This is a genomic window from Alteromonas sp. DY56-G5 (genome assembly GCF_041414725.1).
Taxonomy (GTDB): Bacteria; Pseudomonadota; Gammaproteobacteria; order Enterobacterales; family Alteromonadaceae; genus Alteromonas; species Alteromonas macleodii.
Genome location: NZ_JANHZQ010000011.1, coordinates 24,646 through 45,311, shown reverse-complemented (window position 1 = coordinate 45,311; position 20,666 = coordinate 24,646). Strand labels below are relative to the sequence as shown.

The following is a 20,666-nucleotide window of genomic DNA, read 5'->3' as shown; positions in this document are numbered from 1 at the left end:
TTATTTTGCGAGAGCCTTAATCATTGCCATAACTAATTGTGCTGAGTGTTTAGCGGCAGTGTCTAGATACTCTTTAAAGCTCACTGACGACGTTTTTCCTGCAATATCCGACAATGAACGAATGACAAGAAAAGGCGTGTCGAGCATATGGCAAGTTTGACCTATAGCTGCACCTTCCATCTCAACCGCTTTCATGTCTGGGAAGTTTTCACGCAGTTCTGCTACAGCTTCGTCGCTACCGATAAACGCATCGCCCGTACAGATTAAACCTGTTGTCGACTGAAGCGACGTAATGCCTGTGGCAGCACTACGAGCGGCTTCCATTAACCTTGTATCGCAACGGAAATCTTCAGGCATACCTGCGCATTGACCGAGCTTGTAGCCAAAATGGGTTAAATCGGCATCATGGTGAATAACGTGACTGGCGATCACTAAATCACCGATGTTTAGATTCTTGTCGAAACCTCCGGCAGAACCGGTATTGACAACAGCATCAGGGGCGTACTGTTCGATAAGTACAGTAGTAGCAATTGCTGCAGCCACTTTACCAATACCGCATTTTACTAGCACCACTTCTATGTCGTTAAGTGTACCTTCGTAAAACGTCAGGTGCTTCCACTGGGTTTCTTTTACATTCCAAAGTGACGCTTTAAGTAGCGCAACTTCTTCGTCCATTGCACCTAAAATACCAATTTTTTTCATAACTTTACCGACGGTGTTGAGGGAGTTTAACGCGTGAATACGCTGCTGAAAGCGTTAATTGTATAAGGAAAACGGGCAAACTGACAGAAAAATGCCTCTGTTACCGCTATTTGAGAGTAAGAAAATAGCAAAGCAACAAAGGCCAGGGGAAGTGGGGTTATGTCTTAAGCTGCAGCTGGTCTGCTTGAACGCACTGGGCGAGTCGGGCGCTTTGGTGGCTCTGGATTATGCGTTGGCAGCTGTGCCATTTTTTGCTGTAAACGGCGATAAGGAATGAGTTTGTTTTCCAAACACTCGCGAATATCGTCAACGGTATAACCAGATTTCACTTTAATTCTTGCATGAGGAAGGCCGGCAGCATCAAGTGCTCCGGTTACAAACCAGTCTTTTTGTGATTTATAACCATCTTTGCCTTGGCTATGAACTAAGTCGATAGCAAGAACAGGACTCATGTCGTGTTTATCTACTAATACAAAGTCGAGCTGTCTGCTAGAAGCTCTGCTGATGGCTTGGCTTGCCGTCTTTTTATTTGCAGACTGGCGAACCGCCACTAAATCGTTAAGACGCACACGGCACACTATGCGAAACTCTCTTCCCATAGCCTGTTCGATAAGGTTTAAAAAAGAGTGCTCAACGGGGGTGAACAATTGCGGCTTTCGCCTAAATGGAAATGCGACACCGCCGTCTGACAACTTTATGGCACCCAGTGCAACGACAATAAGTAACATCATTAGAATAATTGCCAATTCCATCGTAACCCTCGCAAATATCAATAGTTAAAGCCCACGGAATGCATAATAAAGAAGCCCGCTAAAGTATTTATATCGAAAAAAGCTTGGGCTCCGTTTGCAGTTTGAGCGTCATAAAAATGACACTCACTGTTACCGTGGAGTAGTTATTGATGATTTTGCAAAGCAGATGCCAACATGAGTAGATTTCGTAGTTGTCTTGCTAAAAGGGCTTATTTTGTTGTGGATGTAACAAGAATATCCACTTGAGAGCCAGTATTATCTGGGCTGATTATTACCCTGACCCCTTTATCTTCTGAGGATAACAACGTGCGGCCGCTAACTGGCGTGTGAGTTTTTAAAGCGGGGTGCGCCGTTTGGTAAACATTCAGTAATTCACTCGGGGAGCGAGGAGAGTGGTAAACCATTACTGCTGTCTTGCTTTCGTCAAATGCTTGGCATTGTCTTGCATCATCAGAAATCTTAACTTGCTGAAAATCAGAAGGGCAAGACCTGATGCTTGGCTTACTAGGTGAAGAGTTGACGCTTTGTTTCTTAGTTTGGTTGTTAACTTGCGCATTTAATGAAGCGTCAACAGCAATGGTATCAGCTAAGCTGGCATTGCTCGCTGCTATCGCCAGTGTTAGACAAAATGTAAGTTTCTTAATGTTTAAATGCTGCATAGATAGATTCTTCACCCGATGTGCGATGTCTTTAATTGCTTAAACGATAGTAGAGTCGTAACTCTCGCGCTTCAACTAAACCTTGGTCTATTAACGTATATTAGTGAGGTTTTTCGTATAAGTTTTGGTTTAAAGCATCACTTCATCACTACAACTCTATTACTGGTCATAAGGCGTGGTCAGTAATTGATACAGCGCATTTGTTCCACTGTAAAAGTTGCCTATACGTAAGTTTTCATTAGGGGCGTGTTGATTGTTATCAGCATTGACTAATGGAATAAGAATTACCGGCTTCTCTATACTGTTTACTAGCGGTGCGGTTGGAACAGTACCCCCCATCATTGGAATAACTACAACCTTCTCATCGCTTACAGATTCTAGTGCCTTTTGCGCCCATAGACCAACTGGCTCATCGAGGGACGTTTGTAGTGCTGCAGTGCCGGGGCTAACTTCTATAAGAATGAGTTTTTCATGCTTTAGACGGGTTTCTTTTGATGGCAATTCGTCCACAATGTGATATCCCTTAGCTGTTATATAGTCTTTTAACAGCTTAACTTGTCTGGACGAGTGAGCCTCTTTTGTAGTTCTAATATCGATGGACGCTGTAGCGCTAGCCGGAATGATTGTCCTTACTGCTGTTGTGCTTGCAGCGCTCAATCCATTGATATTTAGAGACGGAAGACTAATGGATTCATAGTAGTTGCTACCTACAGACTCTGACTTTGCTACCCCAAGGCGTGCCAATAGTGCAGTTTCATCAATAGGAATGTCTCGAAGCACCTGTTTTGTTTCTTCTGACAAAGGAGCGTCTCCGTAATAATTAGGAATAGTCACCTTGCCATTTTCATTTTTCATCCCTGCTAAGAGTGTTGAGAGCAAAAAAGCGGGGTTTTGAATGTAGTTGCCAAAGTGCCCACTATGGCTATCAGAGTTTGGTCCGAAAACAGTGAGCTTAACCAGTGTCGCACCGCGATGACCGAAAACTACGGTAGAAGCGTTGGATGGATGCATGGGACCGTCTAACATTACTACGGCATCTGCAGAAAGCTGCGCTTTGTTTTTTTCTATCACTTTTGCGAGGGTAGGAGAGCCACCTTCCTCGTTTGAATCAAGGAGCACTTTGATATTAACTGATGGCGTCACCTTATTCGTCGAAAGTGAGTTTATGGCTGCTAGTAACATCATAATTGGGGCTTTGTCGTCAGATGCCGAGCGCGCAAAAATACGCCAATTAGGGTCATAGTCTTTATCGAGTAAAGAGAGTGGTTTTTCAACCCAGCTGTCATTTTCTTCGATTTTTAGAACGGGCTGCCAAGGGCTGTCTTGTTCCCACAACTCAGCGTTAACCGGTTGACCATCCATATGTGCATAAAAAAGCAGGGTAGGGGCATTTTTCCCAGCTAGCATGTAATCAGCATACAGCATCGGCATGCCGTTGTTTTCCAGCAGCTGAGTATTAAAACCATACTCGCTGTATTTCGTTGCCGTCCAACGCGCAACCTTTTCTATATCAGTTGCTGATTGCGTTGCAACGTTGGGTAGCGTGAGATATTCCAAGTAGTCTGCGAACACAGCTTTAGCCGAGTGAGTGGTAAGTGCGTTACTTTCCTCTGCCTGGGCGCAATATGAAACGGAAACTAAAAATAACCCGTAAAGTAGCCCTGTCCGCAATCTCATGATGTCATCTCTTTATTCAATTATTCTATCTAATGTAAATCGTATCTCTTTAGTTTTAAATAAAAAAGCTCGATAGCAGAACTATCGAGCTTTTTATAAAGCGACTTGAGAGCGACGGTTAAACGCCTATGTAATCCATAATACCTTCGGCAGCTTTACGGCCTTCGTCGATAGCAGTAACAACCAAGTCACTACCACGTACCATATCGCCACCGGCAAAGACTTGCGGGTGAGAGGTCTGGTAAGCAAATTTGCCAGCAGATGGCGCGCGTACGCGACCTTTTTCATCAAGCATAATGCCGAAGTCAGCAAACCATGGCGCAGGGCTGGGCTGGAAGCCGAAGGCGATAATTACCGCGTCTGCTTCTAGTACGTGCTCTGAACCTTCCACTTCAACAGGGCGGCGGCGACCATTGGCATCCGGTGGCCCCATTTCGGTTTTAACCAGCTTAACACCACATGCCTTACCGTTTTCATCTACTGCAATGTCTAGAGGCTGAAGATTGAATTTAAACTCAACCCCTTCTTCTTTCGCATTAACAACTTCGCGGCGAGAGCCTGGCATGCTTTCTTCGTCACGGCGGTATGCACAGGTAACTTGGGCAGCGCCTTGGCGGATTGACGTGCGAACACAGTCCATCGTGGTATCACCACCACCTAGTACTACTACGCGCTTGCCTTTCATATCAATGTAATCAGCAGGATCTTTTTCAAGGCCCATTACGCGATTGGTGTTGGCGATAAGGAAAGGTAAGGCTTCGTGAACGCCTTCAACTTCTTCGTTATCGAAACCACCTTGCATCGACTTGTACGTACCCATGCCTAAGAAAACAGCATCGTATTTATCAAGCAAATCCTGGAACTGTATGTCTTTACCAATTTCAGTGTTAAGTACGAACTCAACACCCATCTCGGTAAAGATTTGGCGGCGTAGCTTGATCACGTCTTTCTCTAATTTAAAAGACGGGATACCAAATGTAAGTAGGCCACCAATTTCTTCGTATTTGTCGTAAACAACAGGTTTAACGCCGTTACGAACCAGGATATCAGCACATGCAAGACCAGCTGGGCCTGCACCTACAATCGCCACTTTCTTGTCGGTCCATACCACGTCAGACATATCTGGGCGCCAGCCCATTTTGAATGCTGTATCGGTAATGTACTTCTCAATACTACCGATAGTCACAGCGCCAAAATCGTCATTCAGTGTACATGCACCTTCGCACAGTCTGTCCTGTGGACATACGCGGCCGCATACTTCCGGCAAACTGTTGGTTTTATGAGAGAGTTCCGCAGCTTCCAAAATACGGCCTTCGTTCGCCAAGCTTAACCATTGTGGAATATAGTTGTGTACAGGACACTTCCATTCACAGTATGGGTTACCGCAGTCCAAGCAGCGATCTGCTTGGCCTTCGGTTTGAGATTGGCTCAGCGGTTGATAAATTTCCGCGAACTCTTGTTTACGTACCATGATCGGCTTTTTCGGCGGATCGATACGTTCAACATCGACAAATTGATATACGTTCTTTGCCATAAACTAAATCCTCCTACTGAGCCTGAATGCGTAATTCAGCACTTGAACGACTGATGTGACCAAGCAAGTTTTTCACATCACTGGTTTTTGGCTTAATAAGCTTGAAGCGTTTCAGCGTTGCGGCGAAGTCAGTAAGCAACGACAACGAGTGCTCGCTTCCTGTTTCTTCGTAATGCTGATTAATTAAGCCACGTAAGTGCTCAGCAAGAATCGCTTTATCTTCAATTGGCATTACATCGACCAGTTCCGCATTTACACGGTTATCAAGGTCGTCGCCATCATCCATAAGATAAGCAAAACCACCAGTCATACCTGCACCGAAGTTAACACCAACCGGACCAAGTACAGCCACGATACCGCCTGTCATATATTCACAGCCGTTATCGCCAATGCCTTCAACTACCGCAATAGCACCAGAGTTACGTACGCCAAAGCGCTCGCCAGCACGGCCAGCAGCAAACAGCTTACCGCCTGTTGCACCGTAAAGGCAGGTGTTACCCATAATGGCGCTGTCGTGGGCGTCGTAAGAGATATTGCGTGGTGGGTGAATAACAAGCTTACCGCCGGTCATCCCTTTACCTACATAATCGTTGGCATCACCTTCAAGGTGCATATGCAGGCCGCCAGCGTTCCACACACCGAAGCTCTGACCCGCTGTACCGGTAAGTTCAACTTTGATAGGTGTATCTTCAAAGTCGTGGTTACCGTGGTGTTTAGCGATTTCACCTGATAGCAATGCGCCGACAGAGCGATCCGTATTGCGGATTGGGTATTTAAGGGTAATAGATTTACCGTCAACAACCGCTTGCTGGCCGTCTTTAAGCATCTGCGCGTTCAATTCACCTTTATCGATAGGTGCGTTGGTCGTTTGTGAGCAGAATAAGCGCGTATGGTCGCCTGCTTTAGGCTGCGCTAGCAACGGAGACAAATCTAAACGGTTTTGCTTAGCGGTAATGCCATCTAAAACTTTAAGTAGCTCTGTGCGACCAACAAGGTCGTCGAACTTAGCAATACCCATAGACGCCATGATTTCACGCACTTCTTGAGCAATAAACTTGAAGTAGTTCATTACCATATCAGGTAAGCCAATGAAGTGGTCGTCACGCAGTTTTTGATCCTGCGTCGCAACACCGGTCGCACAGTTGTTCAAGTGGCAAATACGCAAATATTTACAGCCTAAAGCCACCATTGGACCTGTACCAAAACCAAAGCTCTCAGCACCTAAAATACCGGCTTTTACTACGTCTAAGCCTGTTTTCAACCCGCCGTCGGTTTGAACGCGTACTTTATGACGTAAGCCGTTTTCAATAAGTGCTTGCTGAGTTTCAGATAAGCCAAGCTCGAACGGACTACCCGCATATTTAACTGATGTTAGCGGGCTTGCACCTGTACCGCCGTCGTAACCTGAAACGGTGATAAGGTCGGCATAGGCTTTCGCTACACCTGTTGCAATGGTGCCAACACCCGGCTCAGATACTAGCTTAACGGATATAAGTGCCGTTGGATTAACCTGTTTCAAATCGAAAATTAGCTGTGCCAAATCTTCAATTGAGTAAATATCGTGGTGTGGTGGTGGTGAAATAAGGGTTACACCCGGCACAGAGAAACGTAGCTGTGCGATGTATTTATTTACCTTATCGCCAGGAAGCTGACCGCCTTCACCCGGTTTTGCTCCCTGCGCCACTTTAATTTGAATAACGTTTGCGTTAACCAAATAGTGAGGCGTTACACCAAAGCGACCTGAAGCCACCTGCTTAATTTTAGAGTTCTTTTCAGTTCCAAAGCGAGAAGGGTGTTCGCCACCTTCCCCAGAGTTAGACTGACCGCCCAGGCGGTTCATGGCAATTGCTAGTGCTTCGTGCGCTTCAGGGCTTAGTGCACCAATTGACATTGCCGCAGTATCAAAGCGTGGGAATAAGTTTTCCGGTGCTTCTACTTTACTAATATCAATAGGGTCGCAATCAGGGTTTATAGCTAGCAAGTCGCGAATGTGCGCAGGCGCACGCTCGTTAACAAGCTTTGCATATTGCTGGTAGTCGTCGTAGTTACCAGACACCACAGCCTTTTGAAGCGTACTGACTACGTCTGGGTTATAGGCGTGATATTCGCCACCGTGCACGTATTTAAGCAAGCCGCCGTGATCGACAGATTTACGCTTAAGCCAAGCAATACGGTTTAGGTTGATAAGATCTTGCTGGAAATCATCGAAGCCCGCACCTTGAATGCGTGAGGTCACACCTTTAAAGCATAACTTCATCACTTCGTTGTTAATACCCACTGCTTCAAACAGTTTAGAGCTACGGTAGCTAGCAACAGTGCTAATACCCATTTTCGACATGATCTTGTACAAGCCTTTGTTGATACCCTTACGGTAGTTCAACGTGGCCTGCATAGGAGAAATATCTAGCTCGCCTTTTTCACAAAGCTGCTCAATAGTTTCATATGCTAGGAATGGGTAAACCGCAGTGGCACCTAAGCCAATCAACACCGCGAAATGGTGTGGATCGCGGGCACTTGCTGTCTCAACAACAACGTTAGCATCGCAGCGTAATGACTTTTCAACTAAGCGACGTTGTACCGCACCAACTGCCATCGCTGCAGGGATAACCAAGCGATTTTGTTTAATGTTTCTGTCAGACAGAATAACGAACGCAGCACGCTTGTTTTTAACCAGCATCTCGACTTCGTTACACACGCGCTCGATGGCTTTCTTCAAACCTTCTTGCGGCGCATATTGAAGCTCAACGACTTCTGAGTAGTAGTTGTCTGGGTTAAATTCGCGCAGTTGCTTAAGGTCGGTATACATTAGCACTGGCGAGTCAAACAATACGCGGTCAGCGTAACCTGAGGTTTCGCTAAATACGTTTTGCTCGCGGCCAATACAGGTTGCCAACGACATAACGTGGTTTTCACGTAGCGGGTCGATAGGCGGGTTAGTAACCTGTGCGAATTGCTGACGGAAATAGTCGTAAACCGTACGTTGGCGCGAGGACATAACCGCCATTGGCGTGTCATCACCCATTGAACCAACAGCTTCTTGACCGTCTTTCGCGAGTACTTTTACAACTTGTTGAATTTCTTCATAGCTGTAGGCGTGTAGCTTGTGGTACACCGCCATGGCATCGTCGTCAAACACGCGTTTACCAATTAATGACGCATCAAGCTTTTCAATTGGTGTAAGTCGACGAATATGCTTATCTAGCCACTCTTTATAAGGGTGACGTGCTTTTAAGTCTTCATCAATTTCAGTAGAGCGCCAGATTTTGCCTGTGTATGTGTCTACAGCAAGCATTTCACCTGGGCCTACACGGCCTTTTTCAATTACGTCAGCTTGCTCGTAATCCCAGATACCTACTTCTGAGGCTAGGGTAATGAAACCGTTCTTAGTAATAACGTAACGAGCAGGACGTAGACCATTTCTATCAAGGTTACAGGCAACGTGGCGACCGTTAGTCAAAACGATACCCGCTGGGCCGTCCCATGGTTCCATGTGCATAGAGTTAAACTCGTAAAATGCACGAAGATCATCGTCCATGGTCTTGTTGTTTTGATAGGCGGGTGGAACAAGTAACCGCATAGCACGGAATAAATCCATACCGCCGGCTAAGAATAGCTCCAGCATGTTATCCAGCGAGGATGAGTCTGATCCTTCAGTATTAACGAAAGGGGCTGCATCTTTAAGATCTGGAATAAGTGGCGTTGCGAATTTAGCAGCACGTGCCATGGCCCAGTCGCGGTTTCCTTTAATGGTGTTAATCTCACCGTTGTGCGCAAGGAAGCGGAAAGGCTGAGCAAGCGGCCAGCGTGGTAGTGTATTTGTTGAAAAGCGTTGGTGGAAAACGCAAATTGCGCTTTGCATACGCTCATCGGCAAGATCGTGATAAAAGGCAGGTAAGTCTTTTGGCATTACCAAGCCTTTGTAGATCGTTACCAAGCCTGACAAACAAGCTACGTAAAAATCGGGATCTTTCTCAAGACGTTTCTCAGCGCGGCGGCGGATCATATACAAACGACGCTCAAGGTCGCGTTTTCTCCAACCTGCTGGCGCGTTCACAAATACCTGTTCAATTTGTGGAACACCCGTTAGCGCTAATTCACCCAGTACTGAGTGGTCGACAGGCACTTCGCGCCAACCCACTACTGAAAGTGTTTCTTTTTCTAGTTCTTCATTAAGTACTTCACGCGCGGCTTGCGCAAGTACCGGGTCCTGACTTAAGAAAATCATGCCCACGCCGTATTTTTTGCTGAGTTTCCAGCCATTTTCTTCGGCGATTGCATGGAAGAACGCATCCGGTTTCTGTAGTAATAAACCACAGCCGTCACCGGTTTTCCCGTCGGCGGCGATACCGCCACGATGCTGCATACGGTCAAGACCGTGTATTGCAGTAGTTACCAATTCATGACTGGCTTCCCCATGAGTGTGAGCGATTAAGCCAAACCCACAGTTGTCCCGGGAATCATTGGGATTATATAAACTCATCTCTTAACTCCTTCAACCTTTTGACTGGGCAAGGTATGCGTTGCGTGTAGATGCGCCTAGGTTTGCGTATCACAACATTATTAGACGTCTTTTATGCCTGCGAGCGGTATTGCTCGCGGCGTGCGCCTTTCTTGTCGTTATTTTATTATTAGAGGATTCCAGTCGTTTCCGCATTTTTATGCATTATTGCGATGCGGGCCGTACAAAATACCCACATTAAAAACTAAAATCAAACGCTAAAAGTATAAGCTTTATAGTGAATTAGTATAAATATAATTAAATGTTTATTAATCAGTTGCTTACGTGTCGTCATTTATGTTTGTAACAAAAATGTTATCAGTATTGCAAAGTGAATAACTCACCCCTTATAAATGATATTACTTCTCATTTGCGTTTTATTAATGAATAAATATGCTTTGAAATTGATGTTTTATGTTGTCAGTAGCGGTTTGCGGTGTATTTTTATTAATTTGTAAAGCTATGGTTCCACTAATATAAGTAGTTTGCTATATTGGTTGAAAATTAACCACAGGTAAGGCTCGTGGTGCGCTGAAGGATGTTGATAGAGAGCCCTGTGTGGGAATTGAGTGTACGCTTATGTGAAAGGCGAAGAATAAAAATTCACTGTGGTGGCGTGCTGTTAAGACAATAAGGATTATTGTATGAATACACTACATGCTTCACCACTGCCTATATTTAGTATAGATGATCATATTCTAACTGGCGACAATATCACCTTCAGGCTTTCTCCTAATACATCTGGGCGTTTTCAATCTGGATCTCCCGATACTATTGTTATTCATTTTACCGCCGGTAGTAGCCTTTCATCTTCGGTGAATGTCTTGACCAATGCCGATAGCGGTGTGTCAGCTCATTTTGCCGTTGGACGCAATGGTGACATTGTTCAAATGCTTCCGACCGATAAAATAGCGTGGCACGCAGGAGAAAGTTATTACGAGGGGCGTAGTGGCTTGAATCAGTACTCTATCGGCATTGAATTAGACAATGCCGGCCAGCTTAAGGCTAGAGGAGACGGCACTTTTGAAAGTTGGTTTGGCGAAATTTTTGGCGAGAATGAAGTATTAGCTGCCCAGCACATTAACCAACAGTCTATGGGCTATTGGCACAAGTACACCGACGTACAAATTGTTAGGACGCTATCGCTGTGTAGCCACTATAACATCTCTACTATCGTCGGGCATGAAGAAATAGCGCCGTCACGAAAGGTCGATCCTGGCCCCGCTTTTCCCCTTCAAAGACTCAAAGCCGCTGTTTTGCAAAGTGATAGTGAAAGGTGGGCAACTGAGTCAAGTGATTCGAATTCACAGCGAGAGGCGCATGATCAAATTCAGCGGGATCTCGCTAGCCCTGTAAAGCGGGTGGCCAATGTAAGTGCCAATTCGCTGAATGTGAGAAAAGGGCCAGATGTTTCGTACCCAACTGTCGAGAACGGTTTGAATAAGGGCGAAGTGCTAAAAATACTGGAAAAGCGAGGGGAGTGGGCGAAAGTGTCTTACACGAAGGTAGGATGGGTGAATACCAAATACATTAATGAAATTACTGAAAAGTCGCCTTTCAAATCCTAATTCTGAGCAGGGCCACAGAGTTATGCTTTGACAAACCGCATTCCCGAAAAGAGGAAAGCCTGATAGGATAACCGCAAAATAAGCTTAAATTAGACGTACATGCATTCAGATTCACCAAACGATTCTTGGGCAATTCGCTTTGCCCAATTTGTTCAGCGTTTTGGCACTCTAAAGCTCAGCATATTGTTTGTTGTTCTTTCGCTTGTGTTTACGCTAGGGGGCTCATACGTAATTCGCGTGAGCATGGGAAGCCAGGTTCAGCCCGATGACTTCATCAGTGCTGTAGTACTGACCATGTTATCTGCGCCTTGGGTACTTTATTTCTTTAGTGAGTTAATCAAGCAATTAGAAAACTCACGTACCAACTTAAAGGAAGTGGTAAGCCAGTTGGAAAGTTTGCGTGAAGAAGATGTCTTTCTTAACCGCGAACTTCAAAGCAACATCAGACAGCTTAATCACGAGATAGAGCAGCGCAAGCAAGCACAAGAAGAGCGTGAGGCGCTGTTTAAAGACTTAGAAAAAGAAATTCAGGATAAATCAGAACAAGAAGCACAAGCACGCCGCTTATCAACCTTGTTACGTTCAATCATCGATGCCTCACCAGACTTAATATATTACCGAAATGAAGAAGGCAGGTTTGCTGGTTGTAACCGTATAGCGGAGCTTATGACGGGCAAAACCGAGCAAGAGCTGCTTGGCTTAACGCCAAAAGACGTATATGAGGAAGAGCTTGCCCGCCAAATTGTAGCGAGTGATCACGAAGTTCTAGAAACCAACGCCAGTATCACAGAAGAGCTGTGGCTTCGCTTTGCTGATGGACGTCGTCGTTACTTCGAAATGAAGCGTGTACCTTTCTTCGATAAAGACGGTAATCGCCTTGGCTTGTTGTCGTTCGGTCGAGACATGACTGAGCGTAAGCAAGCTGAAAATGCTGCTGCAAAAGCAAGTACCGACAAAACTCGCTTTATCGCAACCATAAGTCATGAGCTACGCACACCGCTAAACGGTATTGTGGGCTTAAGCCGTATGCTGCGTGATACGGAGTTGAGTGAAGAACAATTTAACTGGGTAAGTACGATATACGCCAGCGCTATAACATTAGGTAATATTTTTAACGATATTATCGACCTTGATAAGTTAGACAGAGATAAGCTTGAGCTGAGTCTAAAAACCATATCGTTGAAAGACTTTACCGAAGAACTTAGCAGCATTATTCGTTTACTTGCAGCCGACAAACAGCTAGAGCTTAAAACGACAATTAACGAGCCGCTTCCCCGTCTTGTTGAAATAGATGGTACGCGCCTTCGTCAGATATTATGGAACATCCTGTTTAACGCAGTGAAGTTCACACAAAAAGGTCACGTAAGTCTAACGGTTTCATCGACGAAACCTGATGGTGATAAGGCGTATGTAACATTTGTGATTGAAGACACGGGCGTAGGTATTCCTGAAAGCGAAATTGATAAGATTTTTGCCATGTACTATCAGGTTGATCACCCTGACCACCAATCGGCCACAGGTACCGGTATTGGATTGGCAATTTGTAAGCAAATGGTCGACTTGATGAAAGGTGAAATTCACGTTTCAAGTAAAGTGGGTAAAGGCACCCGTTTTGAAATTGTGTTGCCAGTTCAAATTTCTAATAGCCCGATGAAAGTCGCGCAGCTTCAAGTGACAGGGCTCAATATCTTGTTAGTAGAAGATATTGAATTGAACGTCATGGTCGCTAAAGCCTTGCTCGAGAAGCTTGGCCAGAAAGTCGATGTAGCAATGACCGGTCAAGAAGCCATAGACAAAGTCAGGGAAAACCAATACGACCTTATCTTGCTTGATATTCAATTGCCTGACATGACCGGATTCGATGTGGCAAGTACGATTATTGAAGAAGATCTGGTTATGCAAACGCCCATCGTGGCGCTAACGGCAAACGTCATTAAAAAGCGTGATGAATACTTAGAAAACGGTATGGATGACGTTATTGCTAAGCCGATTAAAAAATCTCGCGTTATCGAGGTGTTTAACGAGCTGTTCCATGCACCACCTGCACCGCTTGAAATTGATGGCGAAGTAGAGCGCCCTGAACCTAACAAAACATTAAGTAACATTTTAGATATGGACTTGTTACAGATGTTAGTTGATACCATAGGGGATGAAATGGTGCGCGCTAGCGTTAAAGTATTCCAAGAAAAAATGCCTGAATACATGGAAATACTGCAGCTAAGCTTAAGTGCGGACGAAAAGTCAGAAGTGTGCTCACAGGCTCACAAAATTAAAGGCGCCGCTGGCTCTGTTGGTTTGGCTCGTGTACAGCGTATTGCTAATCAAATTCAGCAAGGCGACCACCCTACATGGTGGGAGAACGTGCATGATTGGGTGGAAGAGTTACAAATGGCGGTTCAGCACGACATGAAGGCACTACACGATTGGCTGAATGAACAGCAGGTTGATGACTAGTTAGCATAACGCGCTCTTTAATAGGAAACGTAAAAAAGAGGGCTTGCCCTCTTTTTTGTTATAAAAACTGCGCTAGAGAAAGCGTTCAGAGCAGCGTTGCTAAGTAGCAAAGTAGCTAAGTAGTTAAGTAGCTAAGCCTCTCCTTAAAAAAAGGCGGCAGGCTGATCTTATTTATACAGTGGTAAAAGGAATTAATGCGATGACAATTAGCGCACAACAAGAAACCGTGTTTTCGAATAATCAGCTCAGTGTTGAGGAAATTCCCTCACTTCAAACGCTCGCATTACTTCCTATATCCAAAAAGTACCGGACACTAAATATCCTCTCCATTGGATTGATAGCCTTAGTGCTAATCGGTATTGCTTCTGCGTTACGATTCCAAAGCTTTTGGTCATTGCCAGAAGGACTGCTGCAAGCCTACCCGTATGTTGTTGCTGGTATCGTCGCTGTAGGCTCTCTATGGGCGCTGTACCACTTTTTTGCTGATGTACGCGTATTTTATGCGATTCGAGAGCAAGACATCAGTAAGCAGTCAGGGCTAATTTTTAGAAAACTTTCGTGCCAACCTATTTTGCGTGTTCAGCATGTAGAGGTTAATCGCGGTCCATTGGACAGGTGGGCGGGTCTTGCCTCACTTCAGGTGTTTTCGGCTGGTGGTGAAATGCACACGTTTGAGATACCTGGGTTAAGCATTGAAAGGGCAGAGCAGTTGCGTGAGTTCATTCTTGCTCATAAAGATATAGGTGCACGCTAATGACGGTATCAGAAACGCCCTCACACCAAGCGCCTACACTTAATCAGTCAAAAGAGCTGAAAGAAGATACTGCGCTCAAGTCCCATGGGCAAGATGCTAATATGGAAGAACCGAAACTTAAAGTAGAAACGGGTGATGAGTGGCAGCGCCTCTCTCTAATTTCTATTTTGTACTTTACTATTCGCAATTTTACCAACTCGGCTCAAGTGCTTATTTATACCATTCCCGCCTTAGCCATATCGTTCAATATTTGGGATAACCTGCTGTCGCCTGAAGTACTAATCGGTGCTGGAATCCTTTTTCTATCTACCAGTGTTAGCGGCGTAATAAGCTTTTTAATGTACAAGTTTCGCGTGCACAACCAGCACGTTGAGATTCATCATGGCGTGTTCCAACGCCGCTATACCAACTTGCCTTTGTGGCGTATTCAAAACGTTAAGATAGAACGCCCTTTTTATTACCGACCTTTTGGGTACGCGTTAGTGGTGCTTGATACCGCAGGAAGTGGGAAAGAAGAAGCTAAAATTGTAGCGGTTCCTGAAGATTATGCTGAAGCGCTCAAAAAGCAGGTGTTGTATGAAAAAGCGCTGCACGATGAGGGTGACCTGGATTGTTTGCCAAATGAAGATTTATCCGACGAGCAGAGTTCGTCTTTTCCCACGCCACGAACGCGCACTAAAGCGATAGATTCTTCCCATTCAAATGAAGAAGTATTAAATCGACGGTCCGTGAAAGACATCATTATTCACGGTATCACCAACAATCGCGTGTGGATCATACTGGGTGCTGCGGCACCTTTCTATGACGATGTGTTCGGTCTGGTTTCAGAGTGGTTAGCCGATAAAGGCTTGCAGCTTAATCAGCTGGTTGGTGAACAAACGGTTGCGTGGTGGCAATTTGGATTGTATGCCTTTGTCATTCTCATGATGCTTATGGCGTTAGTGGCACTGCTGAGTGTTGGTGGCGCGCTTTTCACTTTTTACGGCTATACACTTTCACGAACAGGTGATCGCTATATCCGTCGCAGCGGCTTGCTTAATAAACTGGAAGTCAGCATGCGAGCTTCACGCATCCAAATGATTACGGCGAAGCAAGACTGGCTGGATAAAATACTAAAGCGGGTGAATTTGTATTTTGAGCAGAACTCAACGGCTGGGCAGCAAATGCAAGAACTGATGTCGCCAAATAAGCTTATTGTGCCATCGGTAACCGAAGATGAAGCCTTCGCGCTTAGTCAAGAAGTGATGCCAGGATGTGACCTGCGAGGTCAAGATTATCAAACCATTAGTAAGCGATTTATTACTTTTTGGTTGCTTGCGGGCTGGACGTTGCCTTTTATTACCTTTTTCACTATTGGCGCTGTGTCATCCCATCTAGATATTATGCTAGGTTCACTCGTTGTCTTTAGTGCGGTATCGCTGTTACTCACGCTTAGGTGGTGGCGATGGGGTATAGCCTACGACAGTAAGTACGTTTATATAAGGCGAGGTAGAATAGGCATCGACTATCAATGCTTTGAGCCCTATAAAGCGCAGCAAGTTATCGTTAAGCAAAGCGTGTTTATGAAGCGAAGAAAACAGGCCACCGTTAAGTTTGTACTGGCTTCGGGGGCGGTGACTGTGCCGTTTCTACCAGAAGACTACGTTAATAAACTAGCAGATAGTGTGTTATTCGAGGTGGAGTCAACCAGAAGGTCTTGGATGTAACGTACACTATTTCTTTGAACGCTGCTTTTTTATACGTTTTTTATGCAAATAGACCGAGTTTATGTAATGGTAGGTATTTAGTTGCTTAACCTTGCGTCTATATGGATATTCTTGATTACAGTGTCATCGCGATTTACCTCATCACTTTACTCGTCATCGGCTTTAGCTTGCGTGGACAGCAGTCAAAGAAAGATTATTTTCTCGCTGGAAGAAGCTTAAGTTGGAAACCGCTGTTACTTTCAGTGATGGCGACGCAACTCTCGGCGGTCAGTTTCATTTCCGCTCCTGCATTTGTCGGCTTCCGTGAGGGGGGAGGGCTGATTTGGCTCTCTTATGAACTGGCAGTTCCGTTAGCCATGCTTTTACTCATTACTACCGTGTTGCCTACGTTATACCGAAGCGGTGTGGTGAGTATTTATGACTATCTTGAGCGACGTTTCTCTACCTCTACCCGTATTTGTATCAGTGTTGTATTTCAATTTAGCAGAGCCTTCGCTACCGGCATAATGGTTTACGCGCTATCCATTATATTGCAAGGAACCATGCAGGTTTCATCCACGCATGCAATATTACTCATTGGTGTGATTACCATTTTGTACTCCTTACAAGGAGGCATGAAAGCAGTTGTATATGGTGACGCGGTACAAATGGTTGTCATCGTTTTGGGCACAGCTATCTGCATTGCTTTTGGTCTTAACGCATTAGGCGGTTGGGAGCACTTTCTACAGTTACTTCCAAGCGAGCGGGTCTCTACCCTTAATTTTTCATCTCTGGGTTTTGATGGTGACGGCTTCGGCTTTTTTCCTATGGTGCTAGGTGGCGTGATCCTTTACGCCTCATACTACGGTTGTGATCAATCAGAAGCACAGAGGGCATTGTCAGCGAAATCGGAAAGCGATCTTAAAAAGATGATGTTAGCCAATGGCATTTTTAGGTTCCCTATAACACTTCTATATTGTTTAGCAGGCTTGGTGGTCGGCACACTAGCGTTTAACGACGCCAACTTGCTATCGCAAATTCCTAAAGATAATCCGGACTGGCTTATGCCGGTCTTTATTCTTAATTATTTACCTCATGGGCTTATCGGCTTGCTTGTGGTCGCTATTCTTGCTGCAGCCATGTCATCACTGAGCTCAGCAATAAACTCTCTTGCCGCTGTTTCGCTTGAAGATTATTTCAAACTCACTCGGAAACGCGCAAAACCTGAAGGCTACCTGAATCATGCTAAGTTTGCGGGCTTGCTTTGGGGAGGGATTATTTTGCTGCTTTCGCTCAATGCTGGCGATATAGCGCCTACCGTAATAGAAGCGGTGAACAAAGTGGGCTCTGTTTTTTTTGGTCCTGTCTTGGCTGTGTTTCTACTTGGCATGCTAACGAAGAAGATAAATGCCACACAGGTCAATACCGGCCTGATGTGTGGCGTGCTGACTAATTTGTCGTTCGCATTTTTTGTCGAGGACGTGTTTTGGTTTTGGTGGAATGTAACGGGGTTCGCGAGCACAGTGATACCCGCTATTATCTTGTCTGTTTTGTCAGCTAATGATGAAAACGATACAGCGACGATCACCACCTCTGGTCAACGACGCTTACTGATTGATAAGCCGATTGCCACCCTATTGCTTGGCTATTTTTGCTTATTGGTCGTTGTTTGCTACTTAATGCCGCGTTGGCTGCAGTAGACTCAGTGATTTACGCCTCTACTGTTTTGGCGACTGAGTCTCTCAGAATAATCTGATCTTTGCCCGCGTGCTTAGCTTCGTATAAGCGCGCATCAGCCACTTCTAACTGCGACTCCAAGCACTTGTGTTCCTCGGTACATACGCCGATACTGCACGTGATATTGAACTTGAGATTGGTAAAAATAGTAGAGCGCACTGCATCCATAAACGCTGAAAGCGCAGATAGATACACTTTAGGTGGCCTTACCGATACCACTGTAAATTCTTCACCCCCATAGCGCACAATAAGATCGTCGGGGAAGTAATCTTTTAACAATGCTGCAAATTCCTGCAATAACATGTCACCCGTTTTATGGCCGTAGGTATCGTTTACACTTTTGAAGTTGTCAGCATCGATCATAGACACAATGACATCCTTTCTCGACGCTTTATTGGCAAATAACTCCTCTGCTTTTTCGTAGAGAAAACGGCGATTGTATACCTTGGTTAGCGGGTCTAAGTTTGCTGAATTTCTAATGGTTTGAATCATTTCTTGTGATTCAAGGTTTTGCATAATTCTGCAGTAGAATTCTTCGTGATAAAACGGTTTGGACAGGAAGTCATTGGCGCCGCTTTTAATGAATTTAGAGGTCAACACGCTGTCGCCGTTTGCCGATAAACCGATAAATACCAAGTCTTGCATGCGTTTTTCGTGGCGTATTGCTTTAACTAGTTCATAGCCGTCCATATTGGGCATACGGTGATCGGCAATAACCATTTTAATATCGCGGTGATTATCAAGCTCTTCTAACGCTTCTAAGCCATCGTTCGCTTCATGTACCTGAAATTGGAATTTGCGAAGTAATGAACAAATGTGATTTCGGCTCGTTCTAGAATCTTCCACCACCAACACTTTGGTAGTGAGATTCTTTCTTAAACGGTCTACAAGTTTAGACACTTGAAGGTATGAATAGCGAGACTCTTTTGTGATGTAATCCAGTACGCCCTGATCGAGTAACTGAGCACGGGTAAATTCGTCGAAATTTCCAGTAAGTACGATGGTTGGAACGTTGTAGGAAAGTGCAAGCTCAACGCTCTCGCCGTTGGGCGCGTCGGGAAGGTTTAAGTCGACGATGGCTGCCAAGTATTCGGTGTCACTCTCGAGAGCACTTTTCGCTTCCGCAAGATCTTCGCACAGATCACACGTAAAGTGAGGATTATCCTCAATAAGTTTGTTTACAATCTTTCGGACAGTGAGACTGTCTTCTACTACAAGAACTTTATACATGTGATCTACTCTCGGCACTTAGGCTTCGATAATAACCAATTATAGACAAAAAAGCCCTCAAAGAGAGGGCGTTTTATACTTATGTCTAAATAATTTTATTCTTATATAATATTGCGTTGTACTAACTTTGTTCAGTGGGAACACGCACGGAGCCTTCCATCAAAATACGTGCGCTTCTGCTCATTACAGCTTGCTTAATTTGCCATTTGTTATCTTCAAACGTCGCTTTAGCACCTACTCTTAGCGTTCCTGATGGATGCCCAAAAGTAACTGAGTCTCTTTCGTCGCCGCCAGCTGCGATATTTACAAGAGTGCCGGGTATCGCCGCAGCCGCTGCGATCGCGACTGCTGCCGTGCCCATCATAGCATGATGAAGCTTCCCCATAGACAGTGCGCGAACCAATACATCAATGTCTGAACCCAAAATATCTTTGCCACTGGAAGCTTGGTAACCTCTTGGAGGTGCAACGAACGCGACTTTTGGTGTGTGCTGCCTGTTTGCAGCTTCACCCACATCATTGATGAGCCCCATCTGAACCGCGCCGTGTGCACGAATTGCTTCGAACTTGGATAGCGCCTCGGAGTCGCTGTTTATATCATCCTGCAGTTCAGTGCCTGTGTAGCCAATATCTTCTGCGTTGATGAAAATAGTCGGAATACCCGCGTTTATCATGGTCGCCTGAAGTGAGCCTACGCCTGGAACTTCAAGTGTGTCGACTAATCGTCCTGTCGGGAAGATTGCCCCTTCACCGTCAGCTGGGTCAACAAAGGCAACTTCTACTTCTGCGGCAGGGAAGGTGACACCGTCTAGTTCAAAGTCGCCGGTTTCCTGTACTTCCCCGTTAGTCATTGGCACCTTAGCGATAATGGCTTTGTTGATATTGGCTTGCCAAATGTTGACGGTGGCAATGCCGTTTTCTGGTAATTTACTTCTATCCACTAGCCCATTGGTTATCGCAAATGCGCCTACGGCTGCCGTTAGGTTTCCGCAGTTTCCACTCCAGTCTACGAATGGCTTGTCTATGGCTACTTGACCAAATAGGTAGTCGACATCGTAACCTTCACGTTCACTTTTGCTTAAGATAACGGTTTTGCTGGTACTTGATGTAGCACCGCCCATACCGTCGGTTTGTTTACCGTACGGATCGGGGCTGCCAATTACGCGCAGAAGCAGGGCATCGCGCGCCGGACCTGGCTTTTGCGCGGCTTCTGGCAAATCGGTTAAATTGAAAAACACACCCTTACTGGTACCGCCACGCATGTAGGTAGCCGGTACTCGAAGTTGTGGCGCATACTTTGTCATGTTTTTTCCTTTCGTCGGTATGAGTGCGTTGAGGCACAGTTGAAACACGCCGTAAATACATCCTTGTAGGCTCTCGGGGCGCGTCCATGCGCCCCGAAGGTTTCAACCGTGCC

At 45.3% G+C, this 20,666-nt stretch carries 13 protein-coding genes; 5 read left to right on the top strand and 8 right to left on the bottom strand.

Annotated features, from left to right (window positions below; genetic code table 11):
* From NO989_RS07670 to gltB, 6 genes are all read right to left on the bottom strand, one after another.
* A complete protein-coding gene (locus tag NO989_RS07670) occupies positions 1 to 702 on the bottom strand; it encodes a 5'-methylthioadenosine/adenosylhomocysteine nucleosidase (protein WP_014950548.1) in 702 nt (233 codons plus the stop codon).
* Positions 703 to 866: 164 nt separating this feature from the next.
* Entirely contained in the window at positions 867 to 1,454 is a 588-nt protein-coding gene (locus tag NO989_RS07665) for a DUF2726 domain-containing protein (protein ID WP_014950547.1), read from the bottom strand.
* 209 nt (positions 1,455 to 1,663) lie between these two features.
* Positions 1,664 to 2,113: a hypothetical protein gene (locus tag NO989_RS07660; RefSeq protein WP_014977266.1), complete on the bottom strand. Its 450-nt coding sequence runs from the start codon at positions 2,111 to 2,113 to the stop codon at positions 1,664 to 1,666.
* 159 nt (positions 2,114 to 2,272) lie between these two features.
* The gene (locus NO989_RS07655) at positions 2,273 to 3,790 is read right to left on the bottom strand and encodes a M20/M25/M40 family metallo-hydrolase (protein WP_371342337.1); all 1,518 of its coding nucleotides are present in this window, start codon (positions 3,788 to 3,790) and stop codon (positions 2,273 to 2,275) included.
* A 118-nt stretch (positions 3,791 to 3,908) separates the two neighbouring features.
* Entirely contained in the window at positions 3,909 to 5,324 is a 1,416-nt protein-coding gene (locus NO989_RS07650; protein WP_014950544.1) for an FAD-dependent oxidoreductase, read from the bottom strand.
* A gap of 13 nt (positions 5,325 to 5,337) precedes the next feature.
* The gene (gene gltB, locus NO989_RS07645; RefSeq protein ID WP_281715647.1) at positions 5,338 to 9,804 is read right to left on the bottom strand and encodes a glutamate synthase large subunit; all 4,467 of its coding nucleotides are present in this window, start codon (positions 9,802 to 9,804) and stop codon (positions 5,338 to 5,340) included.
* A 662-nt stretch (positions 9,805 to 10,466) separates the two neighbouring features.
* Between gltB and NO989_RS07640 the strand changes: the two genes are divergently transcribed.
* The 5 genes from NO989_RS07640 (at position 10,467) to NO989_RS07620 (ending at position 17,983) form a co-directional block, all read left to right on the top strand.
* Entirely contained in the window at positions 10,467 to 11,390 is a 924-nt protein-coding gene (locus NO989_RS07640) for an N-acetylmuramoyl-L-alanine amidase (RefSeq protein ID WP_371342336.1), read from the top strand.
* Positions 11,391 to 11,489: 99 nt separating this feature from the next.
* Positions 11,490 to 13,844 (top strand): aerobic respiration two-component sensor histidine kinase ArcB, encoded by a 2,355-nt coding sequence (gene arcB, locus NO989_RS07635; protein ID WP_014950541.1) that lies wholly within the window; start codon positions 11,490 to 11,492, stop codon positions 13,842 to 13,844.
* A 199-nt stretch (positions 13,845 to 14,043) separates the two neighbouring features.
* A complete protein-coding gene (locus NO989_RS07630) occupies positions 14,044 to 14,598 on the top strand; it encodes a PH domain-containing protein (protein ID WP_156086854.1) in 555 nt (184 codons plus the stop codon).
* The gene (locus NO989_RS07625; RefSeq protein WP_061486463.1) at positions 14,598 to 16,304 is read left to right on the top strand and encodes a PH domain-containing protein; all 1,707 of its coding nucleotides are present in this window, start codon (positions 14,598 to 14,600) and stop codon (positions 16,302 to 16,304) included. Before NO989_RS07630 ends, NO989_RS07625 begins: the two co-directional genes overlap by 1 nt.
* A gap of 101 nt (positions 16,305 to 16,405) precedes the next feature.
* Entirely contained in the window at positions 16,406 to 17,983 is a 1,578-nt protein-coding gene (locus NO989_RS07620) for a sodium/solute symporter (RefSeq protein WP_371342335.1), read from the top strand.
* Positions 17,984 to 17,993: 10 nt separating this feature from the next.
* Here NO989_RS07620 and NO989_RS07615 read toward each other — a convergent pair whose 3' ends face one another.
* Entirely contained in the window at positions 17,994 to 19,250 is a 1,257-nt protein-coding gene (locus NO989_RS07615; RefSeq protein ID WP_371342334.1) for a response regulator, read from the bottom strand.
* Positions 19,251 to 19,371: 121 nt separating this feature from the next.
* Positions 19,372 to 20,553, bottom strand: a complete 1,182-nt coding sequence (prpF, locus tag NO989_RS07610) for a 2-methylaconitate cis-trans isomerase PrpF (RefSeq protein WP_371342333.1) — start codon at positions 20,551 to 20,553, stop codon at positions 19,372 to 19,374.
* Between the last annotated feature and the right edge of the window lie 113 nt (positions 20,554 to 20,666).